Here is a 15,071-nt window from a genome sequence, read left to right as displayed (position 1 = left end):
CCATCAGGTGGAAGGCGACTGGGTTTCCGGTATCACTCTTATGAACTGAATAGTAAAAGTTATTGGAATGTGATCGAGTTGGGTACAGCATCAACGTATATCATAGACAACCTAAACAAGATTAATGTTTACAAACAGTACGTAATGAATAGAATCGGTTGGTTGATTGCACTCGTTTTCCTGGCAACAAATATGCAATGCGGGGAGAGCAGAAAGAAGACCCGCACAGCGGAAGAGGTTGTCCCGGCTAATGCACTGCGGGCTTACCTGGATAATTCGGATGCGTCGTTCAGCTGGGAGCTGGAGCATACGTCTGAACATAATGGGAATATGATTTATCAGATTGAGCTGATATCACAAACATGGAGAGACTTCATCTGGAAACACTCCCTTAGTATTGTGGTCCCCCGGGAGATTGCAGCGGATGATGCCCTGCTCTTTATTTCGGGAGGGAGCAACAGCGGCACGAGTCTTCATCCCGTTATGGATGATGAGACGTTGCAGGCTGTTGATGCAATAGCCCGGGAAAACAAGGCCATTACGGCTTTAATTAAACAAGTGCCTAATCAGCCGCTTTTTGAGGGTAGGACAGAGGATGAAATTATCTCCTATACGTTGCACAATTATAAAAAGGATGGGGATCTCAGCTGGCCGCTTCTTTTTCCAATGGTCAAGAGTGTGGTTAAAGCGATGGATGCAGTACAGGATTTCGCAGAGAGCCAGGTGGGGCGGCCAGTCAATGATTTTTTGCTGACCGGTTATTCCAAGCGCGGGTGGACTACGTGGTTGACGGGAGCCAGTGATGAACGGGTAAAAGCTATTGCTCCGAGTGTAATAGATGTGCTGAACATGCCATTGAATGTGGACTACCAGGTACAGACGTGGGGCGATTACAGTATTGAAATTCAGGATTATGTACGTCTTGGCATTGCCCAGGATATAAATTCTCCGTCCGGAAAAGAGCTGGTTACCATGATTGACCCTTTCTCGTACCGGGAGGCATTGGATATGCCCAAATTAATTTTTATAGGGACAAATGATCCGTATTGGCTGGTTGATGCGGTTAAGAATTATTTCGATCAGCTTCCGGGTGAGAACTATATCTTCTATACCCCGAATGCCGGCCACGGCCTGAGGGATGGGGAGGAAGCCACACCGGTGCTCAGTGAGTTCTTTGGCGATATGATCGATGATTCGGCCTATCCGGTATTTACGTATGAATATGACAGGGATGAAGAAGGGCTGCGCATTTCAATATCCTCGGAGCAGCCGGTGAAACAGATTGAACAATGGGTTGCTCATTCTACAGACCGTGATTTCAGAGATGACCAGTGGACTATGGTACCGGCTTCTCCTGACGAAACGGGCAGGTTTTCGACCACTGTTGCCCACCCTGAGAAGGGTTTCCTGGCAATCTACTGGAATGTGGTCTATGAGGGAGATGTCCGCTCGCGATACCCATTGAGTACCCGGACGTTTGTCGCTGGTAAAGATTCCGTATACCTGGATAAGATGGAATAGATTACAAGGTAAGTTAAGTGTCCATACAGCAACCAATAGTAGGGATTAATACCTGAAAGTCGAGAGAATGAGACAAGCTATCTGAAGAGTATCGGCATGACCGCCGGTTCTCTTTTTACAATGGTGATAACAGAAGCGATTGCTGGCTGATTTGAATGTTATTCAGCCAGCAGGGCTTTTTTTATAAATTGTGTTTCAGGTATGGAGGGACAAAATAGCTGGAAAATAACGGTGCATGATGCGGGTGATATTAAATGAAATATGGCTAATTAAAAAAATGACGTATGACTATGTCACGATGGACTCTGGTAATTCTGTTGTTAAGTACTAATATTCTGTATGCCCAATCTTTTGCGGATCAGAGCTTTCGGCAGCCCGTATCCATAAAATACCCTGTGGAGAGTACAGGGGCGGGCCTGCAGATGCAGAAGATGGTCGTTGATAGAAATGACAATGTCCTGGCCCTCACGAATCAGGGACTGTACATTATCATTGAGGATGAGCTGGTCCCCGACCAACGGTATCGCCCGCTGGCCGACCGGAAGCCGGTTGATATAACCCTTCAGAGCGAGACGGGTATTCTGTATTACCTGTATGAGGATCACTACCTGTCGAATGCCTATGCCGGCAAGCCCTATGGGACCTTTGAGAGCCGAAAATACAGCCGCATAGCTGTTAACAGGAGCGGGGCGGTCTTGCTGTCCGGAGAAAACTATTGCACGATTGTGGGGGATAACCAGCAGTATACGCATATGCTGGAGGAGCCGGTTCGCGGAATAAAAAGCCATGGGAATGATTTCTTCTTGTTGACGGAAACCGGCATCTACAGGCTCCGGGGGGATGAGATCAAACAGGTGGTTGATGATCCGGCTATCACAGCATGGACCTTCGGTGATGATAAGCTGTTTATTGCCAATCAGGAAGGGTATTACGCCTTGTCAACTGGAAACTGGAAAGAAGCAGAAGGGCTGCGGACAGCACTTCCCGTCATCCCGGCCACTTCCCTGACTTATCACAATGGAAAACTGTGGGGCGGTTCGGCTATGGGAATGTATTCCACCCGGGACTTTGAAGACTACCGGTATTACGCCTCGCGCAGGTGGCTGCAGGATGACCTGGTAGTGGATGTGACCCTGGATTCTGAGGGAAATGCGTACGCCTTGACAGAGAAGGGGATCTCAGAAGTGCATTTTAGGTCAATGACGTTGAAAGACAAAGCCGATCATTTTTATGAACGAATTCGGAAAAGACATTTGAGATATGGACTGATCGGCGAGGTGAGGATGCGTGAGCCGGGCGATTATTCCACAATGGAGATGACAGACACTGATAATGACGGGCTGTGGACTTCGTTCTACCTGGGGAGCGAGGTTTTCCGATATGCTGTTACCGGGGATCCGGAAGCCCGGCGGAATGCCCTGGAATCCTTTGAAGCTTTCGAGCGGTTGATCTCGATAAATCCACTGGATGGTTTTCCGGCGAGAACCTTTGAACGGAAGGGGTTTCGCCTGTCGGGAGGTCCGGATGACTGGCGTCCCGGTGTCGACGGGGAGTGGGAATGGAAGGGGACCACCAGCAGTGATGAGTTTGTGGCCTATATCTGGGTGGCCGGTATCATGAATCAACTGCTTGACCTGGACCGGGAGGAAAAAAGACGGGTCGCCCGGTTTATCGACCAGATTATGACGCACATCATTGATAATGATTATTATTTCGTGGACATCCACGGCGAGCCTACATTATGGGGGCGGTGGAATCCGGAATACATCAACTGGTACCCGGAGACCATTGTAGACCGTAAACTGGGCAGTACCACCATAACAGCAGGACTTCAGCTGGCTTATACGCTTACCGGAAAGGAGCGCTATAAAAGGGAGATGTACCGTTTGTTCAATGACCACGGTTACCTGGATAACATCAAAATACCACTCGAAAAGATTGGTTCAACGCCGGGATATATCTACAAAGGCCATAATATGGGAGAGGGAGGGTGGAACCACTCCGACGATGAGATGGCATTTCTGACTTACTGGGTACTGTACCATTATGCATTGAATGATGAGCTCAAGCAAGCCTATGGTAAAGTGATTGCCGATCACTGGGCTATAGAAAAACCGGAGCGGAATGCCTTGTGGAATTTAATTACCCGTGGAACGGCTGGCAATATTGATCTTGAATCAGTAAAATGGCACCTCAGAGAATTTCAGCTTGATATGGTACGATGGGACATTAAGAACGCTCATCGGAAGGATCTGGAGTACCTTGAACCCAACTTCCGGGCTCAAACGACCAAAGAATTGTTACCCCCGGGAGAAAGGGAGACCGCCAGGCATAATGCTAATCCATTTAAACTGGACGCCGGCCACGGTGGTCTGCGGTCACTGGCAGGGGACGAATATCTGTTACCGTACTGGCTGGGCAGGTATTTAAATATAATTGTTCCAACATCAGACAAAAAGTAACCTATGGCAGACAAACCACTATCAAAACGGTTGATCTCCCTGGATTTTTTCCGTGGACTGACTATCATCGGGATGATCATTGTTAATACGCCGGGAGCGTACCAGTATACCTTTGCGCCCCTGAAACATGCGGAATGGAACGGGGCAACACCTACGGATTATGTGTTTCCCTTCTTTATTTTCATTGTAGGGGTTTCTATTGTCCTGGCCTATACCAAGTATCTTTCGAAGGGACGGGAGCGGGGAGCGATGGTTCCTAAAATCATCAAACGGTCGCTTATTATTTTTGGGCTGGGCCTCTTTCTGAATGTATTTCCCGAATTTGATTTTGCCAATATCCGCATTCCCGGGGTCCTGCAGCGTATTGCCATCGTTTTCTTTGCCTGTGCGCTCCTGTTCTTGTATACCTCCAGAAGAACGCAGTGGTGGCTTGGCGGCGCGCTGCTGGTAGGATACTGGCTGATGATTGTCCTGATCCCCCATCCGGGAGAAGGTCTTTCGCTGGCCGAGCCGGGCAAAAATATTGCGGCATGGATCGACAGTACCTTCATCCCGGGAAGGTTGTATCAGGGAACCTGGGATCCGGAGGGTATCCTTAGCACGCTGCCGGCCATCGCTACGGGCATGACAGGAATGATTGCCGGATACCTGATTGTAAGTGATCGAACACGCGAACAGAAGGTGGTGGGGCTGATGGTGGGAGGCTTTGTGGCCTTTGTCCTTGGCAATGTGTGGAACTGGTTTTTCCCCATCAACAAACACCTGTGGACCAGCTCTTATGTGCTCCATACCTCCGGGCTGGCGTCTATGGTGCTGGGAGCTTGTTATTACTGGATCGATGTACTGGGAAAATCCAATGGCACTTTTGCCGGTGTGGTTTTTGGGACGAATGCCATAACGGCTTATGTTATTTCCGGGATCCTTCCCATCGTCACCCATTCGGACTGGCTGGGGGATGAAAGCCTGCGGTCGTTGTTCATGAACGGAGGCGTTTCAGCAGGGATCAATCCATTTGTCGTTTCCCTGCTGTGGGCGCTGTTCTTTTGCTTCCTTTGCTATATTCCGGTCTATTTCTTGTACAAGAATAAGATTTTCATAAAAGTATGAACCGCAATGATTTGTCATTTGCCCTGTTCAGGCGCCAGGGTGGTTGCAGGGCGGGATACCACTGCAGGGGATATTTGCAGCATAAAATTACCAATATAAATAAGTGATCTTTTAACAGATGTATTATTTGAGTGGAATAGCTTTACTGGTTTTTGCAGCAGCCGGGCCGGTTTACGCCCAGTCGGAAACCTATGCCGAACGCCTGGGCTACCCTGAAGATGCAAAAGTATTGATTTTACATGTGGATGACGCGGGTATGTCGTGGGGTTCCAACAAGGGAACCAGGGCCGCTGTTGAACAGGGCGTGGCCAATTCGTTCAGTATCATGATGCCCTGCGCCTGGGTGCCCGGCATAGCCGATTATGTCAAGGCAAATCCCCGGCTGGATGCGGGCCTACACCTTACGCTCACCTCCGAGTGGGATGATTACCGCTGGGGTCCCCTGATGGGAAAACCTTCAGTTCCGGGGCTGGTCGACAGGGAGGGATGTTTCTGGGGGTCGGTAGAGGAGGTGGTCAAACATGCCTCAGCTGATGAGGTTGAAGCGGAAATAAGGGCGCAGGTTGAGCGGGCACTGACCATGGGATTTCGTCCCACCCACCTTGACTCGCACATGGGAACACTGTTTGCGGATGAAGACTTCCTGGAGCGCTATATCAATGTGGGAGCGGACTACGATATTCCTGTCATGTTTCCTGGCGGACATATTTCCTTTTTGAGTGAGCAGTATCGCCGGGAGGCCATTCAAAATCTGAAGAGACAGGGAAAATGGGAAGAGGGGATGGAGGTACCAACTCCGGAGCTGGTAGAACGTGCCCCCGAAGTTGGGCAAAGGATCTGGTCGCTTGGGCTTCCGGTACTGGACGATCTTCACAATGTTAGTTATGGCTGGGAATTCCCGGGTGGTGAGGATCCCAGTGATAAAGAGCTCCAGCAGTTTTATACGCAGAAGTATATCGATACCATCGGCCGGCTGAAGCCCGGCCTGACAATGGTCATCATGCACTGTACCGACCCGTCGGAAATATTTGGCAGCATCTCCACGTCGGGGCTGCGGCGAAAGGGCGACTTGCTGGCGATGACGGATCCCAGACTGAAGGAATACCTGGAGGAGGAAGATATCATCTTAACGACCTGGCGGGAAGTGATGGAACGGCGGCGGCAAGTCGACGAGTAGGGGAAGTACGATGTACAGGCGCAATTCGAAGATATTTTAATCAGGATTGACAGCATATTGAGACCCGTGGGGGGATACTAGGCTGTGAGTAACTATATATTTAATAAAAAAGAGGATTATGATTGGAAATATAAATGATGGATACAAGCGCTGGGACTGTTGCAGGTATATGGTAACAGTCGGTTTTATGCTGCTGTCGGCCTCACTGGCCCTCTCCGGCTGCCGGTCATCGGAGCCGAAGGACAAGGAACCGCTGCCGGTCAAGGATTTTGTATTTGAACAGAGCGATCAGTTTGCACAGGCGCATGCGTCAACCATTGCCAGAGCCGAGGATGGGGTGTTTGTGGTCGCCTGGTTTGGCGGTACGCACGAGAAACATGATGACGTGGGGATTTGGATTTCCAGGGGCATGCCCGGGAATTGGTCGCCTCCCCGGGAATTGGCGAAAGTACGGGAGGATCCCCACTGGAATCCCGTGCTGTTCAGTGCTCCGGACGGGGATATGATGCTTTTTTTTAAAGTGGGAGAGGAAATCCCGGATTGGGAGACCTGGGTGACGAGCTCACCCAACGGGGGAGCGACCTGGAGTGAGCCCCGGGAGCTGGTCCCCGGAGACCGGGGCGGACGGGGTCCTGTAAAGAATAAGCCGATTGTGTTATCCAATGGCGACTGGTTGGCACCGGCCTCGCATGAAGACGAACGCTGGAAGGTTTTTGTAGACCGCAGTAGGGACGGCGGGCAGAGCTGGAAGGCGAGCGACTATGTGCCCATCGACACCAGCAGGTTCGAGGGCAAGGGAGCCATACAGCCCACCCTCTGGGAGTCGGAGCCGGGGAAGGTCCATATGCTGGTTCGAACGTCCGACGGGGTCATAGGAAGGAGCGATTCCGATGACTACGGGAAGACGTGGTCCCCGCTCTACAAGACATCCCTGCCCAATCCCAACAGTGGCATTGATCTGGCCCGGCTTGCGGATGGGACCCTGATCCTGGCCTATAACCCGGATGATGAAAACTGGGGGGCTCGGGCACCGCTCAGGCTGGCCCTTTCTGAAGACAATGGAAAGACCTGGGATTACACCTATGATGTTGAGACGGGAACCGACGAAGATGAGTTTTCCTACCCTTCTATTATTTCCTGGGGCGATACAGCAGCGGTGGTCTATACCTGGCAGCGAGAAAGGGTGGCCTTCTGGTCGGGTACGGCAAGGCAGCTGAGAAAACTGGCAACTGAGGACTGATGGGAAATGGTGTTTCAGCTGAGAAATAATCTTCTGGCGACAGCTATTGTCATGCTGACTATGGGCACGGCCTGGGCCATCCGGGGCAGTTTTGGCCATGAATACGGGGCTGCCTGGGCAGGTGCTGTTGGGGTTCTTTCCCTGTTGGTGGTTTCCGGGCGGGAAGACTGGTTGAGGAACTGGCCGGCGATAACGGCAATGGGCGCTATTGGCTGGGGAATGACGGGTATGATTAGCTACGGTCAAGTAGTAGGGTACGGCAAAAGTACGGATTTTCTCAACGTTTCGTACGGGTTGCTGAGCCTGTTTTTAATCGGCGGCTTGTTTGGATTCCTGGGCGGTGGACTAACCGGAGTGATGCTGGAGAGATCCAGGACCAGGAAACCTGATTGGGCGGCGTTGGTCACCCAGATGGTGGCCGGGGGATACATCCTCTGGGGATATCTCATTTACCAGCTGGAATGGTATATGACACCCCCTCGCTCAGAATTATGGGCCGCCTGCTTGGGAGCGGCACTGGCCCTGGGATGGTTTATGAAGCGGCACAATTTAAAAAATGCCTGGTATCTAGCTTTATCGACGATGCTGGGTGCGGGGTTTGGATTTGCTTTCGGGAATTTTGTTCAGGTGCTGGGAAATACGACTGGCATTGCATTCAACTGGTGGAATGTGATGGAATACGCTATTGGCTTTTTTGGGGGGCTCGGAATGGCGTACGGCCTATTTCACCGAAGCTGGCCCACCATGGCATTGCTATCAAAAAAAACTCACTACTGGGCGGGGGCTTTTGTGTTTCTGTTGGTGCCCCTGGTAACCATCACAAGTTCTTTCTCATATGATAAAATTAGTGGGCTGGGGGAGCAACTATCCATAGCCAACCCGATGCAATTCTATGTTGATCAATGGCTGATGGTTACAGGCATCAGCTTGGCGGCAGTTGGGACAATTGCGGTTCAGTTTAGAACATTACGGGCCGGTACAGACATCCGGAAAAAGGTTCTAATGGCCTTTTTTACAACCTGGATCTGGTATAAGCTTTTACAGCTTATTCTTGCGGGCACGCTGTATGAGTATCATTTCTCATCCGATGATTTTGCTATTCTTAATATTGTAACAGTGGCGGTAGGGTGGACCTTTCTAAAAGGCAATGTCCCCGTCCATCATGCTGTTGGAAATCGTACCTTTAACGCGAAACTGATCCGGATATCTGTCGGCATTGTGTTGTTACTGCTGGCTTTATCTGGTATCGCAATGAATATACATGGTGAACTACCCGGAGAACAGCAGCGATTTGATGTGAAAACCGAGACTGTAAAATGAAGGGAGGATTGTCGTGCACCAGCAGTATCGCTATGACGTTATAATACTTTTTGCAGCTTTTTCCGGTTCTGAACTTCGGCGGTATTCCTGTCGAATTGATTTAGTTCAGTGAATTCGGGCAGTGTTTCCGGTGTGATGGTATGCTGCAACTCTCTGTAGAAATAAGCTCTTGATAACAGGATATAATACGTGATTATAGTCAGAACATAATGAGGAAAAAAGAAGGGTATGTCGATTCAGATTGCAGCTATGCATTCAGTAAGGTAAACCAGGGATGGCTGCTGCTGTTGATGTTCTCGATTATGCTCTCCTGCAAGGGCACATCGGCCCTGGAGAGCAGGCAGGCGGGGAATAAGGAGAAGAAAAAATCCGGAACCCTGCGTATCGGAATACTGCCCGATACGCAGGGACACGGGGCTTCCGTTTCCATCTATCCGATGGAGGCGGTCTTGGACAAACTGCAGGCGCTGGGGGCAGATATTGTTATCCCGGTCGGTGATCTAACAAACAAAGGGACCGCATTTGAATTTCAGCAGTGGACGGCCATTGCCGAAAAATACCGGGATGCGGGCATGGCGTTTCTCCCGCTGATGGGAAACCATGAAACCAGTTTCGCCTATACGGTTGAGTGGGTCAATTATATGAAAGACTATATTCCGCAGGATGCAGTTCATATGGGGGGCGCGCAGTATCAGAACTATTATATAGTCAGAGAAAATGTACTGATTGTAATACTAAGGTATTATAATCTGCCTGTCGCCTTCCAGTGGGTAAAAGAGGTCGTGAATGAACATAAGGAAGAAGTCGATCACATTGTTATTGCAAGTCATGACGGACTCATTGGCGCTAAGTATGGAGAGACCAGGGAGATGATTGTTGAAGGGACAAAGGGAGATAATCTATTGCTGAACCAGTGGGATGAAATAAGGTCTTTTTTTTCCAAGCATGATGTGATCTGGGTACAGGGCCATGAGCATATGTACCAGCGCTCTGTCATATCAGCCCCGATTTACAGGGATCCGGTTTCCTGGAGCACTTCCGACCGGAATTACCGATTACCTCAATACACCCAGATTATTGCAGGAAATGCCTCCTACAAGGGATATGAATTCCGGTATGGTGAACGAGAAAAAGTACAGGCGATTATTCAACAGAAGATGAATACCCGTAAAAATGGTTCTGAGGCATTTGATGTCAATGCGGCCCTACTGTCATTTAATGAGAAGCAGGTTGATTTTGAGGCTTATTACGCATCGCATACCGTTGCAGATAATGAGGAAGGAAAGAAAGAGCTTGAGAACCCGGACTGGATACTGATGGATCGGTTTGAGAGAACGAAAGATCGCTGCGAACGCATTGTATACCCAAATTCTATACCGACAGCCACCCGTCCCGTTTTATCCCATGACATGTTCTACCGGACAAATGAGTGTATTGCCCCCGATGAATCCGCCGTCAAAATTCTGGCCGGAATCAATAATACGTTTAATCGAGTGGAAAGTACGTCACAGATATTAAGCCTGGAGGAGGGATTCAGCCGTGCGGAAAACCAGATGGATCTGATGCGGCTGGCCTACCAATATCTGTTTCAGGCTCATGAACCCTGGACTCCAAATCTCAATAGCGACAAAAGGCTTGTTCTCTCAGATAATCGACAACAGGTTAACGTTCCGGCGACTACCATTGATTTGAAAGAGCATCTAACTCTTAGCTGGATGTCAGGAACAGATGAAACCCTATCCGATATATTGGTGGTCAGTGGAACCCAGATTCAAACCGGCGTGTACAGCAGTGCCTATGGGATGGAGAAAGATCTTGAGAAAGATGGAGGGATAAAAAGAAGTCAGCCCGACGGTTCTGCTAAAGAGCCCCACCCATTGCCGGAATCAGCGACCAAAAGCTGGGAGATCTCATCGGCGGAGTCCGACACCTATGTTCTGGAGTTTACGAAAGAATTGGAGAGTAAATACGACGTCACTATAGGCTACTATGAAGGTGGCCACTGGAAGCCGTTCTCCCCTCAAGAGTGTGTGATAAATAACCGTTATGAATCCAAAATGGTAACACAGTTATTACAGAAACGCAGTGAAAGCTGCAGGGAGGAGCCTGTGGTCGGTTATGACAGCAACAGCAGCAGCTGGTGGGTGATGTTACATTCGGATATCAAGGTAGCCCTCATACCCAGATAATGTGTTTGGAGTTGTTATCTGCAGGGCATTATGCAGTAGCCAACACATTTTTTGTCCTCTTTCGGTACCTGCCGGGCGTTGTTCCTTTTATCTCCTTGAACTGCGTATTGAAATGTGCCAGGGTATTATAACCACTTTCATAGCATATTTCAGTTACCGTTTTATTGGTGACATTGAGTAATTTACATGCATATCCAATGCGTACTTCTTTCAAAAAACTAAAAAGGGTTTTACCGGTTTTGTTTTTAAAATATCTGCACAGGGCTCCCGGGGTTATATTTACCAAATCAGCTACTTCTTCCAGTGTAATATCCTGTTGAAAATTTACGAAGATGTATTCGTATATCTTATTAATCTTCTTAAAATCGGATTGATGCGACTGTTGAATGTATCCTGGTGTCGACAAATAACTGTATTCCTTGAATTCAAGAAGGAGCCGGAAGATTTCCAACAGCCCAACCAGGCTTTTAAGGCCATCCGATTCAAGCATCATTTCCAACTGCTTTCGCACATCGGTAATGTGAGTGCCTTTGAAATGCAGCCCCTGGGGTGAATCCCTCAATAGTTCCAATACGGGTTTGAGTTCAGGCGTATTTATGAAGTCCGATCCCAGAAAATCTTCCTGGAAATGAATGACAATACATCTGGGTGACTCCTTGGAATAGGTTCCTTTCACTTCCCAGCAATGGGGAAGATCCGGTCCCATCAATACCAGGTCACCAGCCTGAAAACTTGAGATATTGTCCCCGACATATCGTCGTCCCCATCCATGTGTAATAAAATTCAGTTCATAATTGCCATGCGAATGAATTTTGGATGTATGTGCACCCAGCTCATGTTCGCTAACGAGAAAGGAATGCTTGTCAGGAACCATTATTTTTTCGACAAAAAAATCCATATGCGACCCCGAAGTTTTAATGTTGGGATTTTACTGGTCGATATTCAATGTACCATCACGCCGTTGTGTTGGATGACCATCTTACAAGTGATAATGCGAATTAGGTGTAGCCCCGGAATAAATAGTCAAGTGTGAATATACTTTAGTTTTAGGGTAATATTTATAAGTTTATCCCTTTAATATGTTTGATATTTAAAATAAAGTTAACAATTAAGCAAATTAATTAAATTATTACCGGAGAGAATGATTGCAAAATAGTGGCATGATAGTGACAGGCCTGGTTCTGGGTGATTTTTTTACTTTTCCGGGTGGAATGGGATTGGCGGTAGTCCCAGGGGATCAGCAAAATGTGTAAGGAGGGGATAGCATCCCGATTTCAAGTGGTTGGACACGGCACGGATAGTGAAAATACTTTATGTATGGGATAATTTTCACATGGCTTTTGTCTGTACTGATTGAGTAATTGGGTACTGAAATTCGTGGTTTCCCAGTGATGGCTGCCTGTCGCATTCACCAGGAAAAGTTGGGAAATGGAATCTTGGGGTATTACATTTCGATTTAATATGTCAAATATTGATGTCATTATATTTTTCGGTTACCTGATTGGCATTACCATTTTTGGGAGTTCCTTTTACCGCCGGAATAAAACCTCGTCGGCCTTTACGACCGGCAGCAATTCAATTCCGGGATGGGTTATAGGTATGTCGATCTTTGCTACTTTCGTAAGCAGTATCAGTTATCTGGCGCTTCCCGGTCAGGCTTTCATGTCAAACTGGAATGCTTTTGTTTTCAGCCTTTCTATTCCTTTTGCGATAATAGTCGCGGTAAAATTTTTTGTTCCTCATTACCGAAAAATTAACAGTCCCTCTGCCTATACCTATTTGGAAGACAGGTTTGGTTCCTGGGCCAGGATTTATGTATCAACCTGTTATCTGCTTACACAGCTGATGCGTATTGGCATTATTTTATATCTGCTGGCGTTGGCCATCCATGCCGTATTTGGCTGGAGTATTGCAGCTATCATCATCGTGACGGGAATTACCGTTATTATTTACTCTGTTTTAGGAGGTATACAGGCAGTCGTATGGACGGATGCAATCCAGGGAATAATATTAATTGCCGGGGCGCTGTTTTGTACGGGCTATATTTTATTTGACCTTCCGGGAGGTCCCGGCCAGCTGTTTGCCGTTGCATCCTCGGAAAACAAGTTCAGTCTCGGAAGTTTTAATTTAAATATGGTTGAGTCAACATTCTGGGTTGTTTTTATATATGGAATTTTTATAAACCTGCAGAACTATGGTATAGATCAGAACTATGTTCAGCGGTATGTGGCTGCCCGGTCGGAAAAAGAGGCTAAACGGTCAGCATTGTACGGAGGATTGTTGTATATACCGGTTTCCATGCTGTTTTTATTCATAGGAACGGCCCTTTTTGTGTTTTATAACAGTGCTGCTGCGGGACTTCCTGCTGAACTTATGGAAGCTGCTCAAAGTGACCGCGTGTTTCCCTACTTTATTGTACAGGAGCTGCCTGTCGGAATTACCGGTCTTCTCATTGCTTCAATTTTTGCTGCAGGCATGAGTACTATCTCCACCAGTTTGAATAGCTCGGCTACCGTATTTTTGACGGACTACTATGAGCGTTATTTTAAAAAGAGTGCTACGGAAAAGGAATCCATGTCTTTTTTATATATAGCAACCTTTTCAATCGGGTTAACGGGAATTGGCATAGGGTTATCCCTTATGAATGTAACAAGTGCCCTGGATGCCTGGTGGAAATTATCGTCTATTTTCAGCGGCGGCATGCTCGGGGTATTTTTGCTCGGAATTTTTACAAATGCAGGAAGTTCAACAGGGGCAGTGCTGGGCGTGCTGAGCGGCATAGTTGTGATTGCGTGGCTGAGTCTTACCAAGCTTTTTCAGCTTGAAGAAACCCTGGTTTACCAGATCCACTCCTATATGACCATAGTTCTGGGTACCACCGCAATTTTCCTGGTTGGATTCCTCATTTCACTTCTCAACAAGAGTTCAGAATCAAAGAAATCAGAAAATGTCACTTAATAATTTGAAACCACTTCCTCAGGGATTGTGGCCTGTAATGATTACCCCATTCAATGAGGACCTGACGATTGATCACGAGGCCCTGGATATTCTTACAGACTTTTATATAAGCGCTGGTTCTTCAGGCCTTTTTGTTAATTGCCTGTCAAGCGAAATGTATTACCTGACGCCTGAGGAACGATTACATTTGACGGAGCGGGTTTTAGACCGGGTGGCCGGCAGGGTTCCCGTTGTTTCTACGGGAACATTCGGAGGCGATATCGGGGAGCAGATTGAGTTCATAAAGAAAATGGCTGCCAAAGGGGTGACAGCAGTAATACTTGTTACGAGCATATTGGCCAGGGAAGATGAAGGGGATCACAAGCTGCTGGCAAGGCTGGAAAAAATTTCCAGTGCCACCGGTGAAATCCGGCTGGGAATCTACGAGTGTCCGTCCCCTTACAAACGACTTTTAACACCGGAAATAATGGAGTGGCTGGTTGATTCAGGACGGTTTTTTTATCATAAGGACACCTCCTGTAATATCGATGACATCAGGGAAAAACTTTCTTATACCTGCGATTCGAGGCTGAATTTTTACAATGCAAACACACCGACAGCACTTGAATCGCTGCAGCTGGGTGGCGATGGACTTTCACCGATATCAGCAAATTTTTATCCCGAATTATATTCCTACCTGTGTGAATTTTTCAGTGATGATGAAAAAAGGGGGAAAATTAATTATTTACAGCGAATGCTTACGCTCCTGGATGGGATTACCCGGAATAAGTACCCCCTGATGGCTAAAGCTTTTTTACGAAAACGGGGGTTACCGTTAACACTAAAACTCAGGGCATCCCAGGAGCATTTGACGAATGAGGAGGAAAGAATCATGGATAGTCTTTTTATTTCCGCAAAGGAAATTCGTGAGGAGCTGGGAATCGACCGGCCGGAATTTATAGCAGATATAAAAAGCTAGAAAAACCATTTTTGGGGAATTGCCGCAGCATACAGCCGGGTAGATGTTGGGGCCGGATAAGTTCACGATAAACCGTAACAAAGAAGGGAGCTTTATTATGAGCAACAGGAAGATATATAGACGGGCAGTGCCGCAAGAG

Annotated in this window: 10 protein-coding genes; 9 read left to right on the top strand and 1 reads right to left on the bottom strand. The window is 47.8% G+C overall.

Going from position 1 to position 15,071, the window contains the following annotated elements; translation table 11 throughout:
• The first annotated feature begins 144 nt into the window (after positions 1-144).
• The 7 genes from FN808_RS05445 to FN808_RS05415 all read left to right on the top strand — a co-directional run bounded on the left by FN808_RS05445 (position 145) and on the right by FN808_RS05415 (position 11,016).
• Complete coding sequence (locus FN808_RS05445; RefSeq protein ID WP_185958267.1) at positions 145-1,521, top strand: PhoPQ-activated pathogenicity-related family protein; 1,377 nt, start codon at positions 145-147, stop codon at positions 1,519-1,521.
• Between the two features lie 290 nt (positions 1,522-1,811).
• Positions 1,812-3,983 (top strand): hypothetical protein, encoded by a 2,172-nt coding sequence (locus tag FN808_RS05440; RefSeq protein ID WP_221929932.1) that lies wholly within the window; start codon positions 1,812-1,814, stop codon positions 3,981-3,983.
• A 3-nt stretch (positions 3,984-3,986) separates the two neighbouring features.
• Positions 3,987-5,090, top strand: a complete 1,104-nt coding sequence (locus tag FN808_RS05435) for an acyltransferase family protein (RefSeq protein ID WP_142713547.1) — start codon at positions 3,987-3,989, stop codon at positions 5,088-5,090.
• 118 nt (positions 5,091-5,208) lie between these two features.
• Positions 5,209-6,267, top strand: a complete 1,059-nt coding sequence (locus tag FN808_RS05430) for a polysaccharide deacetylase family protein (protein WP_142713546.1) — start codon at positions 5,209-5,211, stop codon at positions 6,265-6,267.
• 118 nt (positions 6,268-6,385) lie between these two features.
• Entirely contained in the window at positions 6,386-7,507 is a 1,122-nt protein-coding gene (locus tag FN808_RS05425; protein WP_221929930.1) for a sialidase family protein, read from the top strand.
• 6 nt (positions 7,508-7,513) lie between these two features.
• Positions 7,514-8,827, top strand: coding sequence for a hypothetical protein (locus FN808_RS05420; RefSeq protein WP_142713545.1), 1,314 nt, complete (start codon positions 7,514-7,516; stop codon positions 8,825-8,827).
• A gap of 209 nt (positions 8,828-9,036) precedes the next feature.
• Complete coding sequence (locus FN808_RS05415; RefSeq protein WP_221929929.1) at positions 9,037-11,016, top strand: metallophosphoesterase family protein; 1,980 nt, start codon at positions 9,037-9,039, stop codon at positions 11,014-11,016.
• A 28-nt stretch (positions 11,017-11,044) separates the two neighbouring features.
• On the opposite strand, the gene FN808_RS05410 is transcribed toward FN808_RS05415, so the two are convergent.
• The gene (locus FN808_RS05410; protein ID WP_142713544.1) at positions 11,045-11,914 is read right to left on the bottom strand and encodes an AraC family transcriptional regulator; all 870 of its coding nucleotides are present in this window, start codon (positions 11,912-11,914) and stop codon (positions 11,045-11,047) included.
• 563 nt (positions 11,915-12,477) lie between these two features.
• Between FN808_RS05410 and FN808_RS05405 the strand changes: the two genes are divergently transcribed.
• Together FN808_RS05405 and FN808_RS05400 are read left to right on the top strand one after the other, a co-directional pair.
• Positions 12,478-13,974: a sodium:solute symporter family protein gene (locus FN808_RS05405; protein WP_142713543.1), complete on the top strand. Its 1,497-nt coding sequence runs from the start codon at positions 12,478-12,480 to the stop codon at positions 13,972-13,974.
• Positions 13,964-14,932 carry a dihydrodipicolinate synthase family protein gene (locus FN808_RS05400; protein WP_142713542.1) on the top strand — a complete coding sequence of 323 codons (969 nt, stop codon included), beginning with the start codon at positions 13,964-13,966 and terminating at the stop codon, positions 14,930-14,932. Before FN808_RS05405 ends, FN808_RS05400 begins: the two co-directional genes overlap by 11 nt.
• The last annotated feature ends 139 nt before the right edge of the window (positions 14,933-15,071 follow it).

It is taken from the genome of Fodinibius sediminis, from assembly GCF_900182555.1.
Lineage (GTDB): Bacteria > Bacteroidota > Rhodothermia > Balneolales > Balneolaceae > Fodinibius > Fodinibius sediminis.
The sequence above is the reverse complement of the archived record's forward strand: the minus strand, read 5'-3'. Positions and strand labels throughout refer to the sequence as shown.

Coding starts and splice junctions, on each gene's coding strand:
- FN808_RS05410 (WP_142713544.1), bottom strand. CDS start 11,914: ATGGATTTTTTTGTCGAAAAAATAATGGTTCCTGACAAGCATTCCTTT.
- FN808_RS05445 (WP_185958267.1), top strand. CDS start 145: ATGAATAGAATCGGTTGGTTGATTGCACTCGTTTTCCTGGCAACAAAT.
- FN808_RS05435 (WP_142713547.1), top strand. CDS start 3,987: ATGGCAGACAAACCACTATCAAAACGGTTGATCTCCCTGGATTTTTTC.
- FN808_RS05415 (WP_221929929.1), top strand. CDS start 9,037: ATGAGGAAAAAAGAAGGGTATGTCGATTCAGATTGCAGCTATGCATTC.
- FN808_RS05405 (WP_142713543.1), top strand. CDS start 12,478: ATGTCAAATATTGATGTCATTATATTTTTCGGTTACCTGATTGGCATT.
- FN808_RS05425 (WP_221929930.1), top strand. CDS start 6,386: ATGATTGGAAATATAAATGATGGATACAAGCGCTGGGACTGTTGCAGG.
- FN808_RS05400 (WP_142713542.1), top strand. CDS start 13,964: ATGTCACTTAATAATTTGAAACCACTTCCTCAGGGATTGTGGCCTGTA.
- FN808_RS05440 (WP_221929932.1), top strand. CDS start 1,812: ATGTCACGATGGACTCTGGTAATTCTGTTGTTAAGTACTAATATTCTG.
- FN808_RS05420 (WP_142713545.1), top strand. CDS start 7,514: ATGGTGTTTCAGCTGAGAAATAATCTTCTGGCGACAGCTATTGTCATG.
- FN808_RS05430 (WP_142713546.1), top strand. CDS start 5,209: ATGTATTATTTGAGTGGAATAGCTTTACTGGTTTTTGCAGCAGCCGGG.